Below are 25793 nucleotides of genomic sequence, written 5' to 3' on the forward strand. Positions count from 1 at the left end.
GGGTGGGGGGGGCGGGCGGGGAGGATCACCCCCGATCTATCGCGTCCGGGGGGCGGGCAGGGCACCCAGGGTCGTCGCCTTTTCGCCTCGGGCGCGGGTCGCATCGGGGTCTTGGCGATCGAAGGGCACGACGACCAGGAGCATGAGCCGGAAATGCGCGAGGCTTCCCGCCATCACGAAGAGATGGAAGAGGTCATGCGTGCCGAAGGTCCCCGGCCACAGGGCGGGCCAGTGGAGCACGTTCAACACCGCACCCACGCTGTAGAACAGGCCGCCCACGACGAGCGGCCGCAGGTCGCGGAGGGGCAGCACCCGCGCGATCTCGGCGCAGCAGAGGAGCGATCCCCAGCCCATCGCGAGGTAAAGTCCCGTCGCTATCCAGGGCGAGAGGCCGCCCCCCAACGCCAGTTGCAGCGAGGCCGCGGCGGCGATCAGCCAGGCGACCGCCAGCGTGCCCCATCGCCATCGCCCCGACAACAGATTCCAGGCCAGAGGCGTGTAGGTGCCCGCGATGAGCACGAAGATCCCGATCCGGTCCAGGCGTTCGAGGTCTTCGATGCCGGCGGTCGAGACGCGGAGCCCGTGATAGAGGGAACTCGCCGCATAGCAGACGATCAGGGACACGCCGTAGACGAGCAGGCTGACCCGCTTGCCCAGGTCATCGCCGACGCGACGCCAGAGCAGCACCGTGCCCGGCCATGCGATGAGCATCCCGAGGAAATGGGTCCAGGTACTGGCCGGCTCGCGAGCGACGAGGAATTCCATGCAACCCGATCACAGGGGGTGTCGAACCCGACGCCGAGATTCATGACGCACATGCCCGATGACGCGTCAGGCTTGCCCCTCAGCAAAAACAACGCCAGGGCGGCGGGCCTCGAACCGTTTCCGACGAGGGATGGGCCCGATCCCCTGCGGCCGACGAGGCGATGCCCGGGCGAGGACGAACCTCGGCGGCCCCTAGGTTTCCGCCCCCGGATCGAGTATCTAGGAGTCGGAAGATCCCCCACCTTCGCGTCCGCCCTCCCCGGGCCGGACCATCGCAACGACCTTCAGGATCGTCCCCCATCGGGGGTCATGCCGGCGGCCCCCGGGAATATTCTGCTATGAACATGCGTAACGCCCTGGCGACGATCGTGGTCCTTGCCGGGCCGGCCCGGGCCGACGACGGCGCCGACTACCTGGCACTGATCAAGCCGGTCCTGGAAGCCCGGTGCTACGCGTGCCACGGCGTGCTCAAGCAGCAGGGCGGCCTCCGGCTGGATACGGCAGCCCTGGCGATCAAGGGAGGCAAGGAGCCGGCGATCGTCCCGGGGGACGCCGACGCCAGCCCCCTGATCGATCGCGTCACGGCCGAGGAGGGGGACCCCGGCCGGATGCCGCCGGAAGGCGAGCCGCTGAAGCCGGCGGAGATCGAGGCGATCCGGGCCTGGATCGCCGGGGGGGCGAAGGCCCCGGCCGACGAGCGGCCCGAGCGCGACCCGCGCGACCACTGGGCCTTCCGCGCCCCGGTCCGCCCCGAGGTCCCGGCAGTCGATCGCCCCGAATGGGCGAGGAACCCGATCGACGCCTTCATCGCGGCCAAGCATCGGGATCGCGGGCTGACCCCGCAGAGGCCGGCCGACCCGCGCGCCTGGCTCCGCCGGGTCTCGCTCGACCTGATCGGCCTGCCGCCGACCCCCGAGGAGCAGGACGCCTTCGTCGCCGACGCCTCGGACGAGGCCCGGCACCGCGTCGTCGATCGCCTGCTGGCCAGCCCCCAATACGGCGAGCGCTGGGGCCGGCACTGGATGGACATCTGGCGGTACAGCGACTGGTGGGGCCTGGGGGCCGAGGTCCGCAACTCGCAGAAGCACATCTGGCACTGGCGCGACTGGATCATCGAGTCGCTGAACGCCGACAAGGGCTACGACCAGATGCTCCGCGAGATGCTCGCCGCCGACGAGCTCTACCCGGACGACCTGGACAGGCTCCGCGCCTCCGGCTTCCTGGCCCGGCAGTACTTCAAGTTCAACCGGACGACCTGGCTCGACGGGGCGGTCGAGCACACCGCCAAGGCGATGCTCGGCCTGACCTTCAACTGCGCCAAATGCCACGACCACAAGTACGACCCATTCTCCCAGGTCGAATACTACCGGATGCGGGCGATCTTCGAGCCCTACCAGCTCCGGACCGACATGGTCCCCGGCGAGGTCGACACGGAGAAGGACGGCATCCCCCGCGCCTTCGACGCCAACCCGGACGCGCGGACCTTCCTCCACATCCGGGGCGACGACCGGCGGCCGGACGAGGGCCGGACGATCGAGGCCGCGTTCCCCGCCTTCCTGACGCCGGTCGCGGCCAAAATCGAGCCGGTGGCCCTCCCCGCCGTGGCCTACCGGCCGGGCCTCCGGCCGTTCGTCGAGGAAGCCCACCTGGCGGCCGCCGATCGCCGGATCGCCGAGGCCCGCCGCGCCCTCGAAGCGGCGAAGAAGGAGCGGGATCGGGCCGAATCGGCCGAGAAGGACGGGGCCGGATCGCCCGGCCAGACGAACCCAACGCCGCCGGTCCTGGATCGGTTCGCCTCGGCCCGGCCCGACCTCTGGGAGATCCGCGGCGGGGATTGGAGCTACGAAGGCGGAAAGCTGATCCAGTCGCGAACCGGGGCCGAGCGGGCGGCGATCCGCCTGAAGCCGGCCCCCCCGGCGGATTTCGAAGCGAAGCTGTCCTACCGGCCGACCGGGGGCGAGGTGTGGAAGTCGGTCGGCATCCGCTTCGACGCGGGCGAGAGTGACGACATCCTCGCCTACCTCAGCGCCCATGCCGGCGGCCCCAAGGCCCAGGTCTCGTACCGGCAGGACGGCCAGAACGTCTTCCCGCCCGAGGCGGCGCAGGGAAGGCCGATCGAGGTCGGCATGCCCCACGAGTTGATCGTGCGGGTCCGGGGGACGCTGGTCAATCTCGTCGTCGACGGGCAGCCGTCGGTCGCCTATCGCCTGCCGATCGCGCGGCGGCCCGGGCCGATCGAGTTGATCACCTTCGACGCGAAGGCCGAATTCCTCGCGTTCGAGCTGGCCGAGTTGCCGGCGGCGACCCCGCTGGCCGAGCCCGCCTCGCCGTCGGAGAAGGCGGCCGGGGGGATCCCCTCCATCGAACGGGCGAGGCTGGCGGTCGTCGTGGCGGAGAAGGCCCTCGCCGCCGCGGAGTCCCGCCCGGCCTCGATCCGGGCGCGGGCGGCCGCCGAACGCGCCCGCCACCAGCAGCCCGCCCCGGACGACGCCGCCCCCCTGGCCGCCGAGGCGGCCCGCCTGGAACGGGCGGTCGCCGTCGCGGAGGCCGACGAGGCCGCGAGCCGGGCCGGGCTGGACCTGCTCCGGGCGGCCCCCGCCAAGAAGGACGCGGCCGCGAAGAAGGTCGAGTCCGCGAACGCCGCCCTGGAGGCGGCCCGCCAGGCGCTCGCATCGCCCGGGGATTCGTACACGTCGCTGCCCGGCTCGGTGAAGTCCCCCGAGTCGAACGTGGAGACCGACGAGTCGAAGGCCCGGCCCTTCCCGAAGGTCAGCACCGGGCGCCGGTCGGCGCTGGCCCGCTGGATCACCGACCCGAAGCATCCCCTCCCGGCGCGGGTCGCGGTCAACCACATCTGGTCGCGGCACTTCGGCCGGGCGCTGGTCCCGACCGTCTTCGACTTCGGCCGCAAGGGGACGCCGCCGACCCATCCCGAGCTGCTCGACTGGCTCGCCGTCGAATTGGTCGAGCACGGCTGGAGCATGAAGCACATCCATCGCCTGATCGTCACGTCGAACACCTACCGGCTGGCGTCGTCGAGCCGGGGCGCCGCCGAGGCGATGCTGGCCGCCGACCCCGAGAACGCCTATTACTGGCGGGCGAACCCGATCCGGATGGAGGCGCAGGCGGTCCGGGACAGCCTCCTCCACCTGGCGGGCGAACTGGACCTGACGCGGGGCGGCCCGCCGATCCCGATCGCCGATGAGTCGTCGCGGCGGCGGAGCCTCTACTTCGTGCACTCGCACAACGAGCACCAGCGGTTCCTCGCGACCTTCGACGACGCGAGCGTCCTGGAATGCTACCGGCGGGCGGATAGCATCGTGCCCCAGCAGGCCCTCGCCCTGGAGAACAGCCCGCTGGCCCTCTCCGCGGCCGAGAAGCTGGCCCGACGCCTCGACGCCGCCCACCCCGGCGCATCGGACGCCGAGTTCGCCCGCGCGGCGTTCCTGGCCGTGCTCGCCACCGAGCCCACCGAGGCGGAGCAGGCCGCCGCCCGCGACGCCCTCGCCCTCCTCGCCGAATCCGCCCGGGCCGCCGGCCGGCCGGACCCCGGCCTCCGGGCCAGGATCGGGCTGGTCCATGCCCTGATCAACCACAACGACTTCGTGACCGTCCGATGATCGGGCGCGAGGATTTCGAGATGATCCACGATCACGGCCGCAGATCCGACCGACCCGGGCGGGGCGTCCCCCGCCGGACCTTCCTCGCCGACATGGGCATGGGGTTCACCGGCCTGGCGCTGGGGGCGATGCTGGCCCGGGACGGCGTCGCGAGGGCCGGCGAGGTCCCCGGATGGAGCCCCCCGGACGGCAAGCCGCACTTCCCCCCGAAGGCCAAGAGCGTCGTCTGGCTGTTCATGAACGGGGGCGTCTCCCAGGCGGAGTCGTTCGACCCCAAGCCCGAGCTGACGAAGTACGCCGGCAAGTCCATCAACGAGACGCCGTATCGCGACGTGCAGAACCCCGACAAGCTGAAGCTGGCCCGGGTCACCGTCATCAACGACGCCAACGGCCAGCAGCGCAACAAGCTCTATCCGCTCCAGATCGGCTCGCGCAAGTATGGCCAGAGCGGGATCGAGCTGAGCGACTGGGTCCCGCACATCGGCGGGTGCATCGACGACATCGCCGTGATCCGGTCGATGTACACGACCGACGACAACCACGGGGCCCAGACCCAGTTCCATTCCGGCCGGCACATGCTCGACGGCGAGTTCCCCACGCTCGGGGCCTGGGCCCACTACGGGCTCGGCTCGCTCAACGACAACCTCCCCCAGTTCCTCTCGATGGGCAACCGCGAATACTGGAACGCGCGGGATGGCCATTATCTCGGCCCGGCCCACGACGCCACCCCGATCCGGGTCGACCCGCGCAACCCGCTCGACTTCGGCAAGCCGGCCGGCGGACTCGGCGGCGACGAGCAGAGGATCGGATTCGACCTCGTCGGCCGGCTCAACCGGCTCAAGGCGATCGAGTATCCGGACGACCCGGCGCTCGCCGCCCGGATCAAGGCCTACGAGCTGGCCTTCCGGATGCAGACCTCGGTGCCCGAGGCCCTCGACCTCGATTCCGAGCCCAAGGAGACCCGGGAACTCTACGGGATCGACGACCCCGCGACTCGCGACTTCGGCATGCAGATGCTGGCCACGCGCCGGTTCATCGAGCGGGGCGTGCGGTTCATCCAGGTCCAGCACGGGGCCGGCGGCGCCGGGGCCTGGGACGCCCACTCGGGGCTGAAAGCCAACCACGAGAAGAACTTCAAGGCCGTCGACAAGCCGATCGCCGGCCTGCTCAAGGACCTCAAGCGGCGCGGGCTGCTCGATTCGACGATCGTCCTCTTCGCCAGCGAGTTCGGCCGGACGCCCGGGTCGCAGGGCGCGGACGGGCGCGACCACCACATCTACGGCTTCAGCGTCTGGATGGCGGGCGGGGGGATCAAGGGCGGGATCGTCCACGGGGCGACCGACGAGATCGGCTTCCACGCCGTCGAGGATCGCCACTACGTGACCGACATCCACGCGACGATCCTGAAGCAGCTCGGGCTCGACTCCCGGAGGCTCGAAATCCCCGGCCGGAAGCGGCTCGACATCGACCACGGCAAGCCGATCGACGCGATCCTCGCCTGAGCCCGCCACGCGTCGTCCGAGCGGTCCGGGGGCTTCGAAACGGAACGAGCCCCTGGATCGGGGCCCGGTCCGGCGATCGATCGTCCCGGGGCACAGGCCGACTCGACTTGCGGCCGGCGCTCCCGCTCGGAATCACTTCGGGCCGGCCAGCACCTTCTCGATCGCGGCCTTGATGGCGGCACCCCGCAGGTCCTTGGCGATCACCTTCCCGTCCGGCCCGACCAGCCAGATCGAGGGGATGCCCTGGATGCCATATTCGGTCGGCAGCTTCGCCTGGGAGAAATCGCCGAGGAAGGCCTGGCTCCAGGCGAGCCCGTTCTTCTCGACATACTTGCGGGGCGCCTCCTTCTCCTGATCCAGGCTGAGCCCGATCAAGGCCACCCGGTCATCCTTGCCGAAGGCCTCGAAGGCGGCCTTCAGGTGGGGGGTCTCCGCCACGCAGGGCCCGCACCACGTCGCCCAGAAGTCGAGCAGGACGAACTTCCCGCGATAGTCGTCGAGCTTGAGCGTGCCGCCATCCAGGGTCGCCACTTCGAAGCCCGGGGCGGCGTCCCCGACCTTGACCCGTTTGGACATCGTCAGTTCGAGCGTGCCGACGTCGAGCGGCTCGTCGCTCCGGCCGCCCGGCATCTCGGGGATGCTGAACGAATGGGTCGCCGACCCGAGCAACTCGCCCCCGATGCCGCAGAGGTTGCCCTGCGGGGGCTCGTTGATGGCGATGCTCAGCGTGTAATCCCCGGCGGGCACGTCGTCCACCCGGAAAGAGCCATCCGGCTCGATCTTCACGGAATAGTTCCGCTGGGCCCGGTCCTGGTAGGCCTTCCCTTCCGGGGACTCCGTCCATTCCCGGTACCGCTTCGCCCGTTCCTCGGGGGACAGGTCCTTGGGCAGGTCCAGCTTCGGCTGGGCGGCCCTCAGGCCGTTCATCCCATATGCCCAGTCGACCTTCGCCCCGCCCGGCGCGATGAGATGCCCGACGACCGGCCGCCCGGTCCCGCCGATATCGGCCCTGGCGGCCTGGCCGGAGGCGACCTGGACGGGGACGGTGTGGCTGTAGCCCGTCGTCCGCTCGGAGAGCTTGATCTCCCGGGAGACGAAGGCCTTGCCCGGCGGGACCCGTTCGATGGCGTAATGGCCGTCGGCATCGGCGATCGTCCGATAGTCGAAATACGGATGCATCTCGCTGGGGCCACCATCCTGCTGGATGGACAGCCGCACCGCCTCGCCGGAGCCGGGGTTCTTGCCCACGCGGAGCACGCCCTCGACGCGCCCCCAACCCACGAGCTGGATTTCGGGCGAATTCGCGAGGTCGTCGCCGGTCACCCGGGCGAACCCGCCGTCGTGCAGGGCCACCAGGGCGAATTTCCCGTCCTGCGACGGGAAGCGGAACTTGCCATCGGCCCCGGCCTCGACCACGGCGGTGTTGCGGGCGTCGGGCGGCCGCGCGTTGGTGAGATAGGCCCCGGAACCGGGCGTGAGCAGGCAGACCGACGCCCCGGCCGCCGGCCGGCCGTCGGGCCCGAGGACGACGCCGGACACGCCCGCGCCCGGCTTCATGCGGGCGTCGAAGGTCACTTCCCCCTCGGCATCCCGGAAATGGCGGGAGACGACCGGCAGGTAGCCGTCGGCCTCGATCCGGATCAGGTGGCCGTCGCGCGGCTCGCTGAAGCTGTATTCGTAGGCGCCCTCGGATTGCTTCCGGGCCGACCCTCGCTCCCAGAAGGGCGGCTGGCCGTTGCCCCAGTCGATCCCCGGCAGGACCGTGAACGCTTCGATCGGCTTGCCGGTTTCGGCGTCCACGACCGTTCCCTTGACCTTGAGGGGCTTGATCATGGTGAGCCGGATCTCGCCGCCGTCGGCCTTGATGACCTTCCGGCGGATCGACATGTAGCCCTGCTTGCCCATGTCGAACTGGATCTCGTCCGCCGGCGCGGAGTCCCAGGCGAATCGCCCGTCCTTGTCCGTGTCCACGCGAAACTCGAGCGACCGATGGCCCCGCCAGGTGTCGGCGGCGACGAAGGCCCCGGCGACCGGCTGGCCTTGCGGGTCGACGATCTGGCCGGAGATCTTCCGCCCGGGTTCGAGGCGAAACTCGACCGGCTCCAGCCCCGGGGCGACCTGGATCCGCTTCAGGTCCGGGGCGAGCCCTGCGGCCTGGACGGTGAGGATCATCTCGCCGGCGCGGGCGTTGCTGAACCGGAACTGGCCGGCCTCATCGGTCTTCGCTTCCGGGTAGTGCGACCCGAATCGGTCGGAGCCCTGGGCCACCTTGGCCCCCACGACCGGCTTGCCGTCGGCGGTCAGCACCCGGCCGGAGACGGTGATCCCCTTCTTCAGGATCATCACCCCGGAGCGATCGCGCAGGCTTTCCAGGCTCGGCTTCGGCGTGGTCCCGTACATCGTGTCGCTCGCGAAGTCGGGGTGGCTCAGGCGGAGCCAGACGTCATCGAGCTTCGCCGGGACGACATCGCAACGCCAGCGCCCCTCGGCGTCGGTCTTGGCCTCGTGGTCCCAGATGCTGGGACGCGGCCTGCCCGGCTCACGCGGATCGTTCGACGGCACGAGGACGAAGACGGTGGCCCCGGCGACCGGGTTCCCCTTCTCGTCCCGGATCAGGCCGCCGATCGTCGTGCCCTTCTCCAGCGCCAGGGTGTGTTCGCCCGGGATCGAGACCTTTCGATCGCCCTGATCCCGCCACTCGACGCTGACGGGGACGAAGCCATCCTTCTTCGCGCCGATCGAGACGTAGCTGGGCGCGGCCTCGGGGAGGTCGATGGAGCAGGAACCCTGGGCATCGGTCTGCGTCTTCGCCGATGCCTTGCCCACGCGGGCGTTGATCGCCACGCCCTCGATGGGCCGGCCCGTGCCCTCCTCGACGACCTTGAGGACGAGGGCCTTCTTCTCCGGCGGTGCTGCGGAGGCCCGATGGGCCGAGTGCAGGGCGACCAGGCAAGCGAGGCCCGCCAGCGAGAAGCGTCCGAGCCTCATGCCGCGACCGTAGGTGCTCATGGGGGTTGATCCGTGGGGGGAGTGGATGGGTTCACCTCGAACCCACGACGAACGTCCCACATCCACGGCGACGCCACAAGCGAATCCCGGGCGGATTCCGAGGATCGCCCGGGCGGCGCGTCCCGGCAAGCCGACGCCCGCGCGAGGCGGGCGTCGGCCGTCCACGTCGATCGATCTCCCGGGGCTGGCCGGGGATCGGCCGATCAGATCCCCTCGACTTCCCAGCCGCTGCGATAAGGCTTGCGGACGAAGGCGTTGGCCTCGGCGACGTTGGTTACCTTGAGGTTGGCGGCGTCCCATTCCAGCGTCGTGTGCGGGAACCGGGTGGAGAGGCAGCCGAGGAGGACCATCTCGGTGAGCGGGCCCGAATAGTCGAACGGGGCCGAGGTCGTCCCGTTGCCGCGGCAGGCCTCGACGAACTGGTGGTAATGATTGTTGCCGCCGGGGGAGGGGAGCTTGGCCTCCTTGAACTTCTCCTCGGGCAGCAGGACCGGCGCCTCGATGTAGGGCGAGTACAGGACGCCGTCGGTGCCGATGTAGATCGAGCCCTGGCTCGACAGGCGGCGATTGCCGATCAGGGCCGTCACCTCCTCCGGGGGGCGGGCCGAGCCGTTGTACCAGTGGACCGCCAGATCCCCGTCCGAATGCGCGGTCGCCGGGAACAGGTACTGCACGCGGTTGTCCAGGCCCCAGCTATCGGCGCCCGTCGCGTCGCCGTCGGAGCGGACCGACCGGGGCGCGGTCAGCGCCAGCGCCCCGAAGACCGGGTCGAGGATGTGGCAGCCCATGTCCCCGAACGTGCCGGTGCCGAAGTCGAGCCGCTTCCGCCACTCGCCCGGATGGTAGTAGCCGGCGATGAACGGGCGGGCCGAGGCCACGCCGAGCCAGCCGTCCCAGTTCAGCTTGTCGGGCACGGGGTCCTGGCGGTCCGGCCGGGGGTTCCGGTCGCCCCAGTCCTTGCCGCTCCAGCTGTGGACCGCCTTCACCTTGCCGATGGCGCCGGACTGGATCGTCGCGACGACCGTCCGATGGACCTCGTGCGAGTGGATCTGGATGCCCATCTGGGTGACGAGCTTCTTCTCGCGGGCGACCTCGGTGAGCCGCCTCGCCTCGTAGATCGTCTGGGTGAGCGGCTTCTGGGTGTAGACGTGGAGCCCGCGCTGCATGGCGCTCATCGTGATCGGCGCGTGCATGTGGTCGGGCGTCGAGACGTTGACCGAGTCGAGTTCCTTCTCCTTGTCGAGGAGCTCCCGCCAGTCCTGATAGATCCGCGCGTCGGGGAACCGCTTCCGGACCTGCTCGGCCCGGGACAGGTCGACGTCCGCCACGGCGACGAGCTTGAAATTCTTGCTCGACGACAGGCTCTGGATGTCGCTCCAGGCCATGCCCGACGCGCCGAAGCTGGCATGGCGCACGGCCTCGCCCGGCGCCGCGGAGGCATTGACCCGGAAGGCCATCGGCGCGGCGAACGCCGCCGCGGCCATCTTCAATGCCGATCGTCTGGTGAAGCGCGAGGTTGCCATGAGGCGTGCTCCATCTTGGAGGGATGTTCAACAACGGGAAGAGTCTACGGGGGCCGGGTCATCTTCGCAATTCGCCTCCGGGGGACTTCGCCCGGCGATCCCACGTTGCGACCGGCCGCCCGGCCTGCCCCGCGAGCCCCGGCCGCCCGGCCTCGCCCCGTCGGGGCCAGGTCGGGATTCCGGAGGTTGGCGATAAAGGGCGGATCGCGCCCTGGGGCGGGCCCTGGGGAGGATGGGAGGAGGAGCATCCCCCGGGTCGGGCTCGGGGGCGTCCTGCGACGCCCGGATTCGTGCCACGCCGTGCGTCGCCAACCCCCGGGCCCGCAACGCCCTCCGGCGGCGCCCGGCTCGAATCCGATCGACCGGGCGGGTCGAATCTTGACTTGAGTGAAATTAGAAGATCATAATCTGGCGAAACGGACCGGGATGGCCTTTTTATGGCCCGGTGATCGTAGGGCATCATCACCCCGCCTGACGCAGGAGCATCGGGAGGCCCCGACCTGTCGGTCGATGCGATGACGACGCCGCCGAGGCCGTCGGAAGGCCGGGGGAGGCCCGGCCGAGAATCCGCATCGGGAAGCAAACCCCTCCGGGCACCGCCCGGACCCACCGGGCCATGCGCGCCGCGGGGCGTCGGGCCACCGCCATATCAGCACGGACCGCGCCCCGAGGTGGGGCGCGATCGGGACGGGCCTGCGCCGTTCGGCGCGGTCGATGATCCTCCACTCCAGGGCCATCCTCCCATGGTGCCGCTGCTCGCCCTCTGCCTGGTCGGCTTCGCCCCCCCGGCCGACGACGCCCCGATGGTGCCGCTCCCCGACGGCGACTGGCCCGCCATCCGCCAGTCCCGCGAGGCGGCCTTGAACCGTCACCTGGAGACCGCTTCCGGCGGCTATGCCTGGTTCGCCCACGCCCTGCACGGCGAGGGGGCGGGGACCCCGCTCCTCCTGCTCCGGGCCTTCCCGGACCTCGCCCCGGACCTCTGGGGGCCGCCGGAGGAGCGGTTCGCCCGGTTCGGCTTCCTGGACGATCCGTCCGACCCGGGCCGGCCCCTGCCGCTGGGCTTCGGGTGGGTGCTCGACCCGGTGCAGGGGGACTCGATCGCCCGGGACTACCACTCGGCCAGCCTGACGTGCGCGGCGTGCCACGTGGGGCGGGTCCAGGACGCGCCGGGGCATTTCAAGCTCCTGATCGGCGCGCCGAACACTCAGATCGACGTGCGGAAATTCCGGAGGGCCGTCGAGCTGTCCGTCGACCGGCTCCTCGGCACCGATGCCGGGACCCAGCAGACGGCGAGGCGGCTCGTCGAGATCATCGACGCGAAGCCGCCCGGCTATTTCTTCGGGAACCGGTACGGGATCGACGCGGAGGCCGAGGCCCGCGAGCGGAAGAAGTTCCACGACGACCCGGCCTTCGTGGCCCAACTCCTCGGCGGGTTCGCCCGGCGCGTCCGAGGGGGCCGGGCGGCGGTGGTCAAGCAACTCCAGACGAGCTACTCCCTGGACGATGCCCCGCCGCTCGACGGCGGGAGCCCCGGCCAGTCCGACGGCAGCGGCGACCTCATCCCCAAGTTCCTCCTGTTCCAGGAGCTGACCTCCGGCGCCCCGGGCGATCCGGTGGCCAGGCTGCTCGCGACCGACTATCCGGCGCTGCCCAGCCGCAACGCCTCGGTCACCGACAACCTGAGCGTCTGGATGCAGCAGGATCGACCCTACGGCCAGATCGACGGGAGCCTCAAGGAGCCGATCTTCCGCAACGTCGCCGCCCAGACGGCCGTCGTCGGCAGCCCGCTGGGCGTCAACCTGCGGAATGCCGACATCGCCGCCCGGTTCACGGCCCGCCTGCCCGCGCCCCCGTATCCGTTCGCGGTCGACATGTTGCGGGCCCGCCGGGGCGAGGCCCTATTCCGGGACCACTGCCTGGCCTGCCACCGGGCGGGCAACACCAACGTCTACCCGGTCGGCCTGATCGGGACCGACCCGAACCGCGCCCGGGTCCTGAGCAAGGAAGGGCAGGCCCTGCTCGTCGACAACTTCGTCAAGGCGTTCGTCCTGACCGACAAGGACTATGTGGCCACTCGGGCCGACGGCACCCAGTTCAAGCCTGCCGAGTTGAAGCTCGACGAGATCATCAATGACCGGGTCCGGCCGGAGAATCAGGGGTATGTCGCCGGCCCCCTCTCGGGCATCTGGGCCCGTGCCCCTTACCTCCACAACGGCTCGGTGCCGACCCTCCGCCACCTGCTCGCCCCGGGCAATCCCGAGAGCCATCGGCCCGCCTCGTTCCTCCGTGGGCAGGTCGGCTACGACACGCGGAACGTCGGCTTCGAATGGGATGGCGACGCCGCCCCGATGGCGGACGGATCGCCGACCGCCGTGATCTTCGACACCCGCTGGGATGCCGCCTCGAACCGGGGGCACGACGGCGTCGTCGGCGTCGACGATCTCGGGGGGCTGGCCGGCCCGGGCCGGGGTCGACGCCTCGACTGGAGCGGCCCCGGACGCCGCTCCGACCTGGAAGACCTGCTGGAATACCTCAAGACGCTCTGATGCGTCGCGGCCGGGTCGGACCGGCCGCGACTCCCCCCACCCGGATCCGAGAACAGGGGCGACCATGGCGAGGAAAGAGGACGAGTTTACCGCCGCGATGGACGACGACTTCAAGGCCGTGGTCCAGGAGATGATCGCGTTCTTCTCGGGCGCCGCCACCCGGATCCAGGGCCGGGCGACGCACACCACCGGGACCGCAGCCCGCGGGTCCGCCCGGATCATCGTCCCTCGCGACTTCCCGCCCTGCGACTTCCTCCGATTCGGGGCGACCTATCCGGTCGTCGTCAGGCATGCCACCCCGCGCCCCGCCGTCGGCGGGAACACCGACGACCGGACGCTGGACGGCGCGGCGATCTCGATCAAGTTCCTGAAGGATGGGGACGCCTCGGGCCTCGGCTTCCACGACATCATGATGAACACGGGCCGGGTCCTGTTCGTCCCCTCGGCGCGGGCCTTCAACCGGATGGTCCACACCCCGTTCGGCCAGCGTGGGGAGATGATCCGCGAGGGCATGCTCGACGACGACCACCTGACCGAGGCCTATCGGAGCGGGTCGTTCACCGAGTTCTACTACCACAGCCAGATCGCCTTCGAGTTCACCGACAAGCTGGGGACGCTCCGCTACATCAAGTTCCGGTCGATCCCGGGCGATCGCGGCCCGGAGCGGGGGCTGTTCCCGCCCAGCATCCGCGCCGGGGGGGATACCTTCGCCCCGCGCTGGCCCGACGACAACCGCGCGGAGGACTACCGCCGCCGCCACTTCGAGGTCACCGTCGATCACCTCGGGGTCGACTATCTGCTCCAGGCGCAGCTCCACCCCTCCGAGCCGGCCGACGGCCCGCGCGACGCGCTCCGCCCGATGGAGTACTGGGACGAGCGATACCACCCGTGGGTCGACGTCGCCGAGATCCACCTGGAACGGACCCTGACCGTCGCGGAGATGGACGCGCTGGAATTCGACGCGAACCGGACCGACGACGCGATCAACCTGCCGCTGGCCCGGACCGCCGACGACCCCGCGTCGATGGGCCACGCCCGGGCGCTCGTCTACTGGCACGCCCGCCAGGCGAGGGCCAACTCGCCCGCGCCGCATCGGGTCTGAACGCAGGTCCGGCCGCGGCCGGGACCCGGATCCGTCCGCGCCGGATCTCGCGGGGTGATCGAGGCGATTTCCCGGTCCGGCCCGCCCCGCGCGGCCCGGTGCGTCGGCCGGCAAGATCGGAGGAGGGCCCCGGATGAGCCTTGATCAGGAACAGATCCCCCCCGGCGAAGACGAGGCGATCCGCCTCGTCGTGCGGGCGAGCGAGATGCTGCTCGACCCGACGACCACGCCGGTCAGGCGCGACCAGCACCCGAAGCAGCACGGCTGCGTCCGGGCCGAATTCGCCGTGCTGGAAGGACTCCCCGACGAACTCCGCATCGGCCTGTTCCGCGAGCCGATCACCCGCCCGGCGTGGGTCCGCTTCTCCAACGGCGCCCAGATGGACGACCGCAAGGCGGACGTGCACGGGATGGCCATCAAGGTGATGGACGTCGAGGGCGAGAAGCTTCTGGAGGAGGAGAAGGACGCGACCACCCACGATTTCATCATGGTGGACAATCCGACCTTCTTCCTGCCCGACGTCAGCTCCTACGTCGCGTTCTCGACGGCCGTGCTCAAGGCAAGGGGGAAGGAGAAATCGTCCCTCCGCTCCGCCCTGTTCTTCCTCCCGGGCCGGCTCCGCGAGCTGGGCACCATCGTCCTCCTCTACTTCGTCCCGGCCCGGGTCGGCCAGTTCCGCAAGCTGATGCGCTTCGTCGGCAAGCGCATCGGCAGCCCGCTGGCGACCCGGTACTGGAGCATGACCCCCTACCTGTTCGGCCCCGGGCGGTCGATGAAGTTCTCCGCGAGGCCGGGGCTCGCCCCGATCGCCCCCCCGAAGGGGGCCTCGGCGGACTACCTCCGGAAGGCGATGGCCGATCGCCTCGCCCGCGACGAGGCGGTCTTCGAGTTCCAGGTCCAGCTCCGGCGCGACGAGGCGGCCCAGCCGATCGAGGACCCGTCGGTCGAGTGGGATGAGGACTCCGCCCCGTTCGTCACGGTCGCGCACCTCCGCATCCCGGCCCAGGGGTTCGACACCCCGGAGCAGGACGCCTTCGGCGAGCACCTCTCGTTCACCCCCTGGCATGCGATCGCCGACCACAGGCCGCTGGGCGGCATCAATCGGGCCCGCAAGTCCGTCTATGCCAGCCTCTCGAAGATGCGCCACCGACTGAACTCGGCCCCCAGGGTCGAGCCGACCGCCCAGACCAGACCCGGTTCCGGAACCATCGCGGGGCAAGGCATGCTCAACACGCCCGAAACGAATTCGGTGCTCGGCTCGAAGGTCATCGATGAGGAGCTTGAGAACATCCTCAAGCGGAGGAAACACGAGTTCAACCTGCCGGACGCGGACCAGAGGCACCAGGGGGCCGACCCGGCGGCCCAGGCCGGGGGGGGGACCGACGAGGACCACCGGCTGGCGGAGGTCCGGCTCAAGGCGCTGGGTGACCACCTGGTCGGCCTGTCGTTCTCCGGCGGCGGGATCCGGAGCGGGACGTTCGCGGTCGGGTTCCTCCAGGGGCTGGCGCAGGTCGGCTTCCTGCGGCGGATCGATTACCTGTCCACCGTCTCCGGGGGGGGTTACGCGGGGAGCTGGCTGGCCGCCTGGCTGAAGCGCGACGGCGACCCCCGGAACGTCGAGCGGCAGCTCAACCCGAACCGGGTCGAGCAGGCGCAGGCCGACCGGGCGCTCTTGCCGCCCCTGGCCTCGGGCGGGGCCAGCCGACGCCGCGTCGTGGACGAGGAACCCTACCCGCTCCTCCACCTCCGGAGGTACAGCAGCTACCTGACGCCGAGGCCCGGCCTCCTGACCGCCGACACCTGGACGGTGATCGCGATCTGGCTGCGCAACGTCTCGGTCAACCTCATGATGATGCTCCTGCCCCTGGCCATGATGGCGGTGCTGATCGCGCGGATCATCGTCTTCGCCTACGGCTACGTCAGCCAGCGGGCGATCGACGGCGACGCGGCGGCCATCCGGATCGGCGTGGGCCTGTTCGTGGCCGGCGCGATCTGCGCCGGGATCGCCCTGTTCCGCAACGCCATGGCGCTCGGGGAGTTCCGCCAGCCCAGGCAGGTGGGAGTCTATCGGACCGGGAACACCAGGACGCGGTCTCGCTTCCTCGTCTCGCTCCGCGCCGGGATCCTCTTCCCCCTGATCGCCGCGGCCATCCTGGTGACCATCCCGCTGCGGGCGATCATCTGGAAACTCGGCACCCTGCTCGGCGGGGCGACCGACGGCGAGCGGATGACCGACTCCGCCATCGTGGCCTTCGTCTCGGACTACATCTCGGCGAACCTCGGCCTGCTCGACCCGCCGAACCTGGTGATCCACGCGTCGATCCTCGGGGCTTTGATGGCGACCCTGGCCTTCGTCGCCTCGATATGGTACGGCATCGGCCTCTCGTTCGGGCGCAACGGGAATGCCCGGGATCTCTGGAAATACACCTCCACCGCCTTCATCGCGGGGGCATCGGCCGGCGTGCTGTTCCCCCTGCTCGAAGTCCTGACCCGGCACCTCAACGACGCCGGGCAGCCCGACCTCGCCGCGACGATCGTCCCGCCCCTGGCCCTGCTGATCATCGTGGCGGGCCTGTTCGTCGAGGTCGCGCTGCTGGGCCGGTCGATCACCGAGGCCGAGCGGGAATGGTGGTCCCGGCTCGGCGCCGTGCTGCTGCTCGCGAGCCTGATCTGGGCGGTCGCGATGGCCTCGATCTTCTACCTCCCCGCCGCGTTCCTGGCGGTCGGCCCCATCGCCCGGGCGGCCGTGGCCTCGGGCTGGCTGGCGACCCTCGCGTTCGGCAACCTGTCGGGCCGGCGACCCCCGCCCCGCAAGGGAGGGGGGGACGTCGTGGCGACGATCGCCGCGATCGTGCCGCCGATCTTCCTGATCGGGTTCCTCGGCGCGGTCTCCCTGCTCGCCGCATCGCTGGTCAACATGCCCGACCTCGCCTTGCCGGGGCCCAACGATGATTGGACCGCGGCGGAGCGCTATTTCCAGGGGGTGAAGGGGGCCTCGTTCTGGACCCTGATCGGCTGGCTGATCTTCGCGCTGATCCTGTTCCGGCTGGGCACCAAGCACATCGACGTCAACCTGTTCTCGCTGCACGGCATGTACGCCAATCGCCTGGTCCGGTGCTACATCGGGGCGTCGCGGCCGATGGCGAACTGGGCCCAGCGGTGGTCGAACCTCCACGATCCGGCGGCGGGCGGCGGCGCCCCGTCGCTGAGCGGCGACGGCCCCCTCACGGCCAAGAAGCTGAATCGACTGAAAGACCTCCACGAGGAGGCGGCCAGGATCGACCCCGAGACCCCCGCCGGCCGGAGGGCGCTGGCCGCGAACCTCCGCGAGCAGTCCCGGCTCTCGCTCGAACTGGTCAAGGAGTCCGTCCAGCTCGACGGGCGCGACGCCAACCCCGAGACGGGCTTCGACCCGGCCGACGACATCCCGCTGTATGACCTCGGGATCGGCCGGGGCGCGAACGGGCGGACCTACTGGGGGCCGCAACTCCTGATCAACACCACGCTCAACCTCGTCGCGGGCGAGGAACTGGCCTGGCGCGACCGCAAGGGGGAGTCGTTCGTCCTCACCCCGGGCTACTGCGGCTCGAAGGGCGTCGGATACGCCAAGATGGACGAGGACACCCGCGAGAACCTCACGCTCGGCCGCGCGATCACGATCTCGGGGGCCGCGGTCGACCCCAACATGAGCTTCTACCAGTCCCGGTCGCTCACGGCCTTCCTGACCATCTTCAACGCCCGGCTCGGCCAGTGGATCCAGAACCCGCGCTTCCCCCACTGGAAGGCCGGCGGGCCCAAGTTCGGCGACCGGCTCGTCTCGGAGCTGATGGGATCCACCGACGACAAGGACGCTTTCATTCACCTGAGCGACGGCGGCCATTTCGAGAACATGGGCGTCTACGAGCTGATCCGCCGGCGGTGCCGCTACATCATCGCGGTCGATGCCGGCGAGGACGCCGACGCCTCCAACGACAACCTCGCCCAGCTGACCCGGCTCTGCCGGATCGACTTCGGCGTCCGGATCGAACTGGACACCGCCCCCCTCTTCGCCGACGGCCCCAACGCCCTCAGCCGGACCCACGCCGTCGTCGGCCGGGTCCACTACGAGGACGTGGATACCGGGCAGGTGCCCGGGATCATCGTGTACGTCAAGATCTCGCTGACGGGGGACGAGCCCTCCGACGTCCTGAAGTATGCCCGGAAGGATCGCCGCTTCCCCCACCAGCCGACCGACCTCCGCCAGTCGTTCACCGACGAGCAGTTCGAGAGCTACCGGGCCCTCGGCGACCACATCGCCCGCGTCGTGTTCAACGACTCGATCCGCGAGATCCGGGATGAACGGTACTGGTCCGGGCCGGAGGATCTCGCGGAGTACCTCCGGGGCAATCAGGTCCTCTTCTCGGCCCTGCGGAGCCGATGGGCCTCGGTCCCGGCCGACCACGACGCCCGATTCATGCAATCGGTCGCCGAGTGGACCCGCTTCCAGCGCGACCTCCGCAGGGAGCCCGCCCTCGCCCGGCTCAGCCAGGATCTCTACCCGGAACTGGCCCCGCCGCCCGCCTGGGACGTCGCGAAGGTCCGCGAGTCGAAGCATCAGCACGCCGAGTTGCTCGCGGTCTCCCAGATGCTTCAGCTCATGGAGAACGCCTGGATCAACCTCCGGCTCAAGGGGCACGGCGACCTGCCCATGGATCACGGGTGGACCAACGTCTTCCGCCGCTGGTCCGGCTCGAAGTCGTTCCGGCGCCTCTGGCCGATCCTCCGGTCGGATTACAGCCCGGATTTCATCAAATTCTGCGAGGTCCAGCTCCACCTCGGGATCGCCAAGGCCCCGTGCCACGCCCCGATCACCAAGGACCTCGACGACGACCTCAAGATCCTCTTCGATGAGTTCCGCCGCGAATGGCCGACCCTGCCCGATTCCTCGCAACGACAGCTCGGCGCGATGATCGGACGTGCGAACCAACTCACCCTCAAGTCCGGCAATCCGGCCAAAGAGTTCCACCCGGCCTGGGCCCTGTTCCAGGGGCCGTCGGGGCCGACGTCGGCCGCTGACTCCCGCGAGAGGATCCTCTGCGGCGTGATCCTCGCGGCGGTGCCGACCGCCGAAGAGATGGACGCGAGGGGCAAGGTGGCCCGCCCGCCGAAGCCCGACGATATCCTGGAGCTGTTCGCCTGGATCCGCCGGCCGTACCGCTCCACCGGGCTCTGCACCCGGGCCTTCCTCCCGATCCTCGACGAACTCAAAGCCGGCCTGAAGGCCAAATCTCCCGGGAAGTCGATCGCCCTGACGACGCGCTATCCCAGGTGGGGCGAGGGGGACCTGGGACTCGCCATGTGGAAGAGCTTTTTCACCCTCTACGACTTCAAGCCGTTGAACAAGCCCGAACCGGACCCGGACGGGATCCGGTGGACGATCCTCGAACACCCGTTCCACACCTGAGCCGGGCCGGCTCCCGGTCGCGTCCCCGTGATCCAATCTCGCTCGTGGAGGTGTGAAGATGGCCGGATGGCTCAAGGTTCTGCTGGTGATCCTGGTGATCGCGGCCCTGTTCTACATGATCTTCGTGGCCAACGAACTGGGGAGCGTTCCCCTGCCCAGGGTGGAAATGGTCAAGCCCGAGAATCTCGCCCATATAAAGGGCCAGGAGTGGCCCAAGGGCTGGGGGGTCGGCCAGGCGGATTGGTTCCACCACGCCAGCCAGGGGACGCGGATCCTGCCGTACGCCTGGTTCGTCAACCTCGAAAAGCCCACGCTCATCCCCTCGGGCCGGATCGTCGATCCCGGCTACCTCGAACGGTTCGGCTTCCTGCCCAGCCCGGTGGACCCGAAGCTCAACCCGGACGGCCTGCCGATCGGCTTCGCGATCGAGGAGGATTTCGACGCCCCCTACGCGGACCCGCCGTCGACCGGCAAGGTCGTCGGCCTGACCTGCGCCGCATGCCACACCGGGCAGATCACCTACCGGGACGCCGCCGATTCCAACGCCCTCAAGGGGATCCTGATCGAGGGCGGCCCGGCGATGATCAACCTCTCGGCGTTCCAGGAGACGATCGGGCGGGCGATCGGCATCACCCTGCGATTCGACACCCGCTTCGAGCAATTCGCCAGGGGTGTCCTGGACGGTCAGGATCTCGGCGTGGCGGAGAAAGCGGCCCGGAAGAAAGAGTTGAAGGCCCAGCTCCAGCGATTCTTCGACGCCGGCATGGCGAGCCGGGAATACGCCCGGATCCACAAGCTCAACGGGACCGATGGGGGCTTCGGCCGGACCGACGCGCTGGGGCTGATCGGCAACCGGGTGTTCGTGGCCCTGGGCAACGAGAACCTGACGGTCCCGTCCGGCCCCGTGAATTTCCCCCCGCTGTGGGACACGCCCTGGTTCGACTGGGTCCAGTACAACGCCTCGATCCGGATGCCGATGGTCCGCAACATCGGCGAGGCCCTCGGCGTCGGCGCCCCGGTGAACCTCGACGAGGAGCCGGCCGACATCGCGAAGAATCGCGACACGCCCCTGTTCGCATCGACCGTGAACGTCCGGAATCTCCATCTCATGGAGCGGCAGATCGGCGGCGAGAAGGAGCTCGACGGCCTGAAATCCCCCAAGTTGCAGGAGACCGCGCTGTGGGATGCCAGCCCGCAGGCCGAGAACCTGCGCGTCGCCGGGCATCTCCTCTACCGGGAACGCTGCCAGGACTGCCACCTCCCGCCGATCAAGGACCTGAAGGACGACCTGGAAAACAAGGAATTCTGGTCGGTGGAGGAGGTTTCGGGGAAGCACATCCTCCGGCTCAAGACCTTCGACCTCCAGGAGATCGGCACGGACCCGAATCAGGCGATGAACTTCTATCGGCGCGTCGCCGTGTTCGAGGGGACGACCACCTCGGCCGCGAGGGGGCTCTACGCGGTGACCGAGTTCATCCGGTCCGATGCCTACCGGAAGATGGGGCTGACCGGCGATCAGATCCTCGACTTCAACCGCTACCGCCAGTTCGACGGCATGCCGCCCGATCAGGGGGGCTCGCCCAAGACCCAGGCGGATTACGCCGCGGACGTGATGTCCGGGAAATTCATCGACCAGGTGCTGGTCGCGAACCTGAGCTACAAGGCCCGGCCGCTGGACGGCGTCTGGGCGACGCCGCCCTACCTGCACAACGGATCGGTCCCGAACCTCCGCCAGATGCTCATGCCGGCCGCCTCCCGCGACCGGACGTTCTACCTCGGATCGACGCTCTACGACCGGGATCGCGTCGGCTTCGCCACCGAGCGGTTCGCGGGCGCGTTCCTGCTGGACACCACCCTGCCGGGCAACAGCAACGCGGGCCACGAATATCGGAACCTGTCGCTCCAGGAGCTGGAACGCGCCAGGGGGATCGCCTACCCCTCCCCGGCCGAGACCCCATCGAGCCGGACGCGCTGGAGCACCGTGCTCAACCTGACCGAATCCGCCTTCGACAAGCTCACGCCTTCGGAGCGTTGGCGGCGGATCCGGGATGCCACCGACGCCGCGTTGAAGCTCGATTGGGTGAAGCGGGATCATCCCTTCAAAGGGGTGCTCGGGCCCGAATTCGACGATGATGAACGCGATAAGTTGCTGGAATATCTCAAGTCGCTCTGATGCGAGGCCGATCCCCGCCCGCCCATGACCCGGGCCGGGCGAGGATCGGCCGGTGAAGGGGGCCGTCGAGGCCGGCCCCGCCCGGGAAGGACTCCCATCGGGCATCGCGCCGGCCGGATGCCGGCGAGGCGGCGACGCTCAGCTTCGCGACTTCCGGATATTGATCCGGATCTCCCCAAGTTCCTTGGGGTCGCGAGGGTTGGCGAACCTCGCCGTCGCCGCGGGGGCCTGCTGGATGACGGAGGACGCGGCCGGGACGACGGTCAGCATCCCGGGGGCCGCGGGCCCCGCGGTGCCGTCGGGATTGGTCAGCAGGAGCGAACGATCGCCCGGCGCGGCGTTCGAATCCACGGAGAGGGTCAGGACCAGGAGCGACGCTCCCTGCCCCTGATCCTGGAACTGGTCCACCCGGGCCGTCACGCCCCCCTCGGGGAAAGTCACCGTCGCCCCCTGCTTGGCGTTCGATGCGAACAGGGCGACCTGGGGCGTCGTGGAGCCGACGGCCACCTTGGGCGGGACCGTCGAGGTGCTGCCCGCCTGGGCCAGGTTGAGGTCCTGGAGCTGCTGCGGCGCGGGCAGGGGGTTGGGGTTGACTGCCACGCACGGCTGCGGGGCCTCGGCCGTTTTGGTGGTCGCCAGCGCGAACCCCCTCAGCGCGATCTGGAATGTCTGCGTAATCTGCGCGCCTAACTGGATCGGGTTGCCCCCGATCGTGATGTCGCCCACCGTGAATTGCACGCCGGCTGCGATCCAGGCCTGGGGCAGGGCGAAGCGGGCATGGAGGATGAAATTCCCGCCGAGGCCGGGCAGGCTCTCCACGCCCCGGATGATCTGCCAGCAATCGGAGGGCTGGGCCCCGGCGGGGAGCTTGGGGTCGGGCGGGAGTTGGTAGGTGCTGAAGTCGGGCATCTGGATGTAGAGCCCGATCGGGTTCTCGAGCGAGATGACCTGGCCCCCACCGCGGATCACCCCGTTGACCGTCGCCCCGATGTGAGGATCGCTGTTGCGGCCGGCCTGGCCATACTGGCTGCACGCGATGAGGTCGCCCTCGCTGGTGACGGCGGTGCCGGGCGGGTTGTCCCGGAGGAGCGTCGCGGCCGCCGCGAGGTAGATCTCCGCGCCCAACGTGTTGGGGGGGCTGATCAGGTGGACGGCCCCGGTGACCTGGCCCGCCGTAGGCTGGTTGTTCCAGCGGTTCGTGATGTTGTAGGCGGGCAACCCGGTCGACCGGTCGATTATCGGGGCCCCGGTGCCGTCGGTGAGGTAGAGATCCTCCAACTGCACCTGGGGCCCGACGAGCTCCTGATACAGGTCGAGGACGACCTTGGGATCGAACCGCCAGAGGGTGTACCAGTATTCGGGGTTCTCGCAGGTGAAATCCACCTGCGTGATTTTGCCTTGCGAATTGCGCCGGGCAATCCATTCGCAATATTCGTCCTGCCAGCCCCGGGGCCCGGCGGGGCCATAGGGGCGGCCATTGACGGGCGGGGGCGGCCCGAACGTCCCGTCGTTGTGGACCCCCTCCGCGAAGCCCATCTGATCCAGGAACGAGGCGTTGGCGAAATTGACCAGGATGCGGTTCGGGAACGCGAACCAGGAGATCAGCTTCGCCGAGCCGCCGGCCAGGTCGGTCTGGAGCGGGTTGTCATAGAACGACCGATTCTGGTCGTTCAGGGAACTCCAGGGGTCTCCCAGGATGGCGGTCTCGGTCCAGCGGTTCACGTTGCTACTCCATTCGGCGCGGAGCAGCTCATCCTGGGCGGGGTCGGTCAGATCCGAGATGTTGGCGGGCGGATCGTAACGCTTCAGGACACTCATGAAGTCACCTTAAGATTGGGGGGGGAGTGCTTCCGGAAACAGGAGAGGATCAGCGGCTCGGCGGCGTCGCCGCGCAGGGCGAAAATCCGCCCGGGATGGCCGGCTCGGTGGTGATCGTCCCGTCGGCGTTCATGCGGGCCGAACCCGAGCCGAGCCCGGTGCAGGGCAGGAGCAGGTCGAACTCGTGGAGGTTGGAGACCAGGGGTGCCGTCGAGAACTGATTCGCCCGGGCGACGCTCAGCGTCATGTAATCGTTGACGCCCTCCGGAGTCGCGATCCGGTTGCCGACGGCCGCCAGGTAGGCGCCGAGCTGCTGCTGGCAGGCCGCCTGCCAGTCGGCCCGGTTCCAGTAGAAGAGGAACTGCTGCTCCGGCGTGCATGAAGCGATGGACGCCGGGTTGCACGCCGGCTGTCCGGCCGCGGCCTGGGTGACGAGGGCGGCGAACTGCGTCTCGGCGTCCTGCGGATCGGGCGTCAGGTTGGCCTGGCCGATCCGGGCGGCATACCGGCCGAGCGAGGAGCGGGCGGGCGAGAAGATGGGGTTGGGGAAGTCGACCATCAGGACGGCCGCGGCGAACTTCGGGCTGATGACCCTCTGGAGGACCAGCTGCTGGATCGCCTTGGCGTCCTCATAGGCGGGCACCGGCACGAAGAACGCGAAGAAGGTCGGGCCGGGCTGCGTGTAGTCGGGCGGCCCATTGGCCGCCGCGCGGTTGACCAGCTTGAATTGATTGGCCGCCACGAACTGCTGGTAAGGGCCGCGGGCCAGCGTGAGCGTCGGCAGGGAATAGTTCAGGTTCAGGACGTTCCTCAGCACGCCGTCGTTCAGGAAGAAGTCGTTGGGCAGGGCGTTCACGTCCGAGGTGGCATTGCCCTGCACCTGGCTGGAGGCGAAGTTCACCGTCGTCGTTTCGATCAGGCGTCGGAGCAACTCGGGCGGGTTGTTCACCCGGTTGCCCTGGATCGCGTCGCGGACGAACCGGACGCCCAGGTTGAACTGCGCCCCCTGGAACGCCTGCTGGAACTTGTCGGCGCCCGAGAGGTTGAGGAACAGCGGGTCGGCGGCGACTTCGGGGGGCACGACGGCCGGATTGACGCTGGCCTGGGGCGACTGCCAGTTGTTCCAGGGGGGCGTCAGCTCCTTCATGTTGAGCCCGCCATTGAGGTGGCACGCGAAGCAACCCCGGCCGACCGTCCGGGGATCCCTCGCGAACGAGGTGTCGCCCGCCCAACTCCAGGTCCGCGTCGCCCCCGGGTCGTTCGACACATCGGAATTGCTGACGTACTGGTAATAGTTATATTTCTGCTTGGTGGCGTCGAACGCGATGACCTGGAGGAACGGCGGCGGCTGGCCGGGCGACACCCCGGCGGGGGCGGCGCTCAGGAAGACGCCCGGGGAGGCGATCGACGGCCCCCAGGTGACCACATAGCGGAGGTCCCGATTGCCGGTCCGCGGGGCGATCGTGGTCGGGATCTGGGTCCCCTCGCCGAGCAGGTAGCTGAACTGCTGGAACTGGCTGGTCGTGCTCACGGCGGACATCGCGGCGACGATGTCGGCCACCGACCCCGGCCAGGGGCCGGCCCCCCCGGCGTTCTTCCGCAGGACCAGGGCCCCCCAGGGGTCGTTGAGTTCCTTCGCGAGGTCGCCGGCCGCCATCGGGACCAGGCAATCGTCAATGCCGTCGATGAACCGATAGATCTGCCCCGCCGAGACGGGGGGGCAGGGGGCGGCCGCCGTGAGCAGATGCGCCCTCGGCTCGCGGAGTCGAAGGGTCCGGGCATGGGAACCGCTTCGACGGTCGTACTCGTTGCGCGAGGGATTGTCGTCCGCCCGCGAGGAGGCCGGCGGGCCGGCTGCGATCCCGGCGCATATCAGCAGGGCGAATCGGACCGGGCGTGTCGCCGATCGCCGGCCCGACGCCACCGAAAACATGAACATACCCTGGCACTCCTGCGGGTTTGGGATCGGGCGAGAGGGAAACGACCGACCACGCCTTGAAATGCGGCCTAGCAAGGGATCGCGAACATGGACGGCCGGCGAGGGGAGGACGCCCCGGGACGGGCCATCCAGCGGGATGAGGCGATCTGCCCGGGGCAGGACGCAGGTGCGGGCGACGGCCATCCCTGGTCTCGGGCTTCGTCATTTTCACGATGCGCCACCGCCTTGACGCGACCGATTAAGCCTGATTGAATCTTCCGAGAACATCTTTATCACCAGGGCGCGTAAATTTACAAAGTATTTTAACCGCAAATTAATTTTGATCGGAGATGAGCTCATCATGCCCGACC

General features: G+C 69.6%; 11 protein-coding genes. 6 read left to right on the plus strand and 5 right to left on the minus strand.

Features of this window, described 5'->3' with window-relative positions:
• Positions 1–36 precede the first annotated feature (36 nt).
• Positions 37–765 carry a PAQR family membrane homeostasis protein TrhA gene (trhA, locus tag TA3x_RS07790; protein WP_435019941.1) on the minus strand — a complete coding sequence of 243 codons (729 nt, stop codon included), beginning with the start codon at positions 763–765 and terminating at the stop codon, positions 37–39.
• A 338-nt stretch (positions 766–1103) separates the two neighbouring features.
• Between trhA and TA3x_RS07795 the strand changes: the two genes are divergently transcribed.
• Entirely contained in the window at positions 1104–4385 is a 3282-nt protein-coding gene (locus tag TA3x_RS07795; protein ID WP_435019943.1) for a PSD1 and planctomycete cytochrome C domain-containing protein, read from the plus strand.
• A 20-nt stretch (positions 4386–4405) separates the two neighbouring features.
• The gene (locus TA3x_RS07800; RefSeq protein WP_435019945.1) at positions 4406–5887 is read left to right on the plus strand and encodes a DUF1501 domain-containing protein; all 1482 of its coding nucleotides are present in this window, start codon (positions 4406–4408) and stop codon (positions 5885–5887) included.
• A 132-nt stretch (positions 5888–6019) separates the two neighbouring features.
• Here TA3x_RS07800 and TA3x_RS07805 read toward each other — a convergent pair whose 3' ends face one another.
• Positions 6020–8896 carry a carboxypeptidase regulatory-like domain-containing protein gene (locus TA3x_RS07805; protein WP_435019947.1) on the minus strand — a complete coding sequence of 959 codons (2877 nt, stop codon included), beginning with the start codon at positions 8894–8896 and terminating at the stop codon, positions 6020–6022.
• Positions 8897–9099: 203 nt separating this feature from the next.
• Positions 9100–10419 (minus strand): Gfo/Idh/MocA family protein, encoded by a 1320-nt coding sequence (locus TA3x_RS07810; RefSeq protein ID WP_435019949.1) that lies wholly within the window; start codon positions 10417–10419, stop codon positions 9100–9102.
• Positions 10420–11162: 743 nt separating this feature from the next.
• Between TA3x_RS07810 and TA3x_RS07815 the strand changes: the two genes are divergently transcribed.
• The 4 genes from TA3x_RS07815 to TA3x_RS07830 all read left to right on the plus strand — a co-directional run bounded on the left by TA3x_RS07815 (position 11163) and on the right by TA3x_RS07830 (position 21686).
• Positions 11163–12968 (plus strand): hypothetical protein, encoded by a 1806-nt coding sequence (locus tag TA3x_RS07815; RefSeq protein WP_435019951.1) that lies wholly within the window; start codon positions 11163–11165, stop codon positions 12966–12968.
• Between the two features lie 64 nt (positions 12969–13032).
• Complete coding sequence (locus TA3x_RS07820; protein ID WP_435019953.1) at positions 13033–14070, plus strand: hypothetical protein; 1038 nt, start codon at positions 13033–13035, stop codon at positions 14068–14070.
• Between the two features lie 133 nt (positions 14071–14203).
• Positions 14204–19513, plus strand: a complete 5310-nt coding sequence (locus TA3x_RS07825; RefSeq protein WP_435019955.1) for a patatin-like phospholipase family protein — start codon at positions 14204–14206, stop codon at positions 19511–19513.
• A 58-nt stretch (positions 19514–19571) separates the two neighbouring features.
• A complete protein-coding gene (locus tag TA3x_RS07830) occupies positions 19572–21686 on the plus strand; it encodes a di-heme-cytochrome C peroxidase (protein ID WP_435019957.1) in 2115 nt (704 codons plus the stop codon).
• Between the two features lie 138 nt (positions 21687–21824).
• On the opposite strand, the gene TA3x_RS07835 is transcribed toward TA3x_RS07830, so the two are convergent.
• Positions 21825–23504 (minus strand): hypothetical protein, encoded by a 1680-nt coding sequence (locus TA3x_RS07835; RefSeq protein WP_435022490.1) that lies wholly within the window; start codon positions 23502–23504, stop codon positions 21825–21827.
• Positions 23505–23553: 49 nt separating this feature from the next.
• Complete coding sequence (locus TA3x_RS07840) at positions 23554–25443, minus strand: hypothetical protein (RefSeq protein ID WP_435019959.1); 1890 nt, start codon at positions 25441–25443, stop codon at positions 23554–23556.
• Between the last annotated feature and the right edge of the window lie 350 nt (positions 25444–25793).

The sequence above is a fragment of the Tundrisphaera macrotermitis genome (genome assembly GCF_051175315.1).
Taxonomy (GTDB): Bacteria; Planctomycetota; Planctomycetia; order Isosphaerales; family Isosphaeraceae; genus Tundrisphaera.

Coding starts and splice junctions, on each gene's coding strand:
- TA3x_RS07815 (WP_435019951.1), top strand. CDS start 11,163: ATGGTGCCGCTGCTCGCCCTCTGCCTGGTCGGCTTCGCCCCCCCGGCC.
- TA3x_RS07795 (WP_435019943.1), top strand. CDS start 1,104: ATGAACATGCGTAACGCCCTGGCGACGATCGTGGTCCTTGCCGGGCCG.
- TA3x_RS07805 (WP_435019947.1), bottom strand. CDS start 8,896: ATGAGCACCTACGGTCGCGGCATGAGGCTCGGACGCTTCTCGCTGGCG.
- TA3x_RS07820 (WP_435019953.1), top strand. CDS start 13,033: ATGGCGAGGAAAGAGGACGAGTTTACCGCCGCGATGGACGACGACTTC.
- TA3x_RS07825 (WP_435019955.1), top strand. CDS start 14,204: ATGAGCCTTGATCAGGAACAGATCCCCCCCGGCGAAGACGAGGCGATC.
- TA3x_RS07830 (WP_435019957.1), top strand. CDS start 19,572: ATGGCCGGATGGCTCAAGGTTCTGCTGGTGATCCTGGTGATCGCGGCC.
- TA3x_RS07835 (WP_435022490.1), bottom strand. CDS start 23,504: ATGAGTGTCCTGAAGCGTTACGATCCGCCCGCCAACATCTCGGATCTG.
- trhA (WP_435019941.1), bottom strand. CDS start 765: ATGGAATTCCTCGTCGCTCGCGAGCCGGCCAGTACCTGGACCCATTTC.
- TA3x_RS07840 (WP_435019959.1), bottom strand. CDS start 25,443: ATGTTCATGTTTTCGGTGGCGTCGGGCCGGCGATCGGCGACACGCCCG.
- TA3x_RS07800 (WP_435019945.1), top strand. CDS start 4,406: ATGATCCACGATCACGGCCGCAGATCCGACCGACCCGGGCGGGGCGTC.
- TA3x_RS07810 (WP_435019949.1), bottom strand. CDS start 10,419: ATGGCAACCTCGCGCTTCACCAGACGATCGGCATTGAAGATGGCCGCG.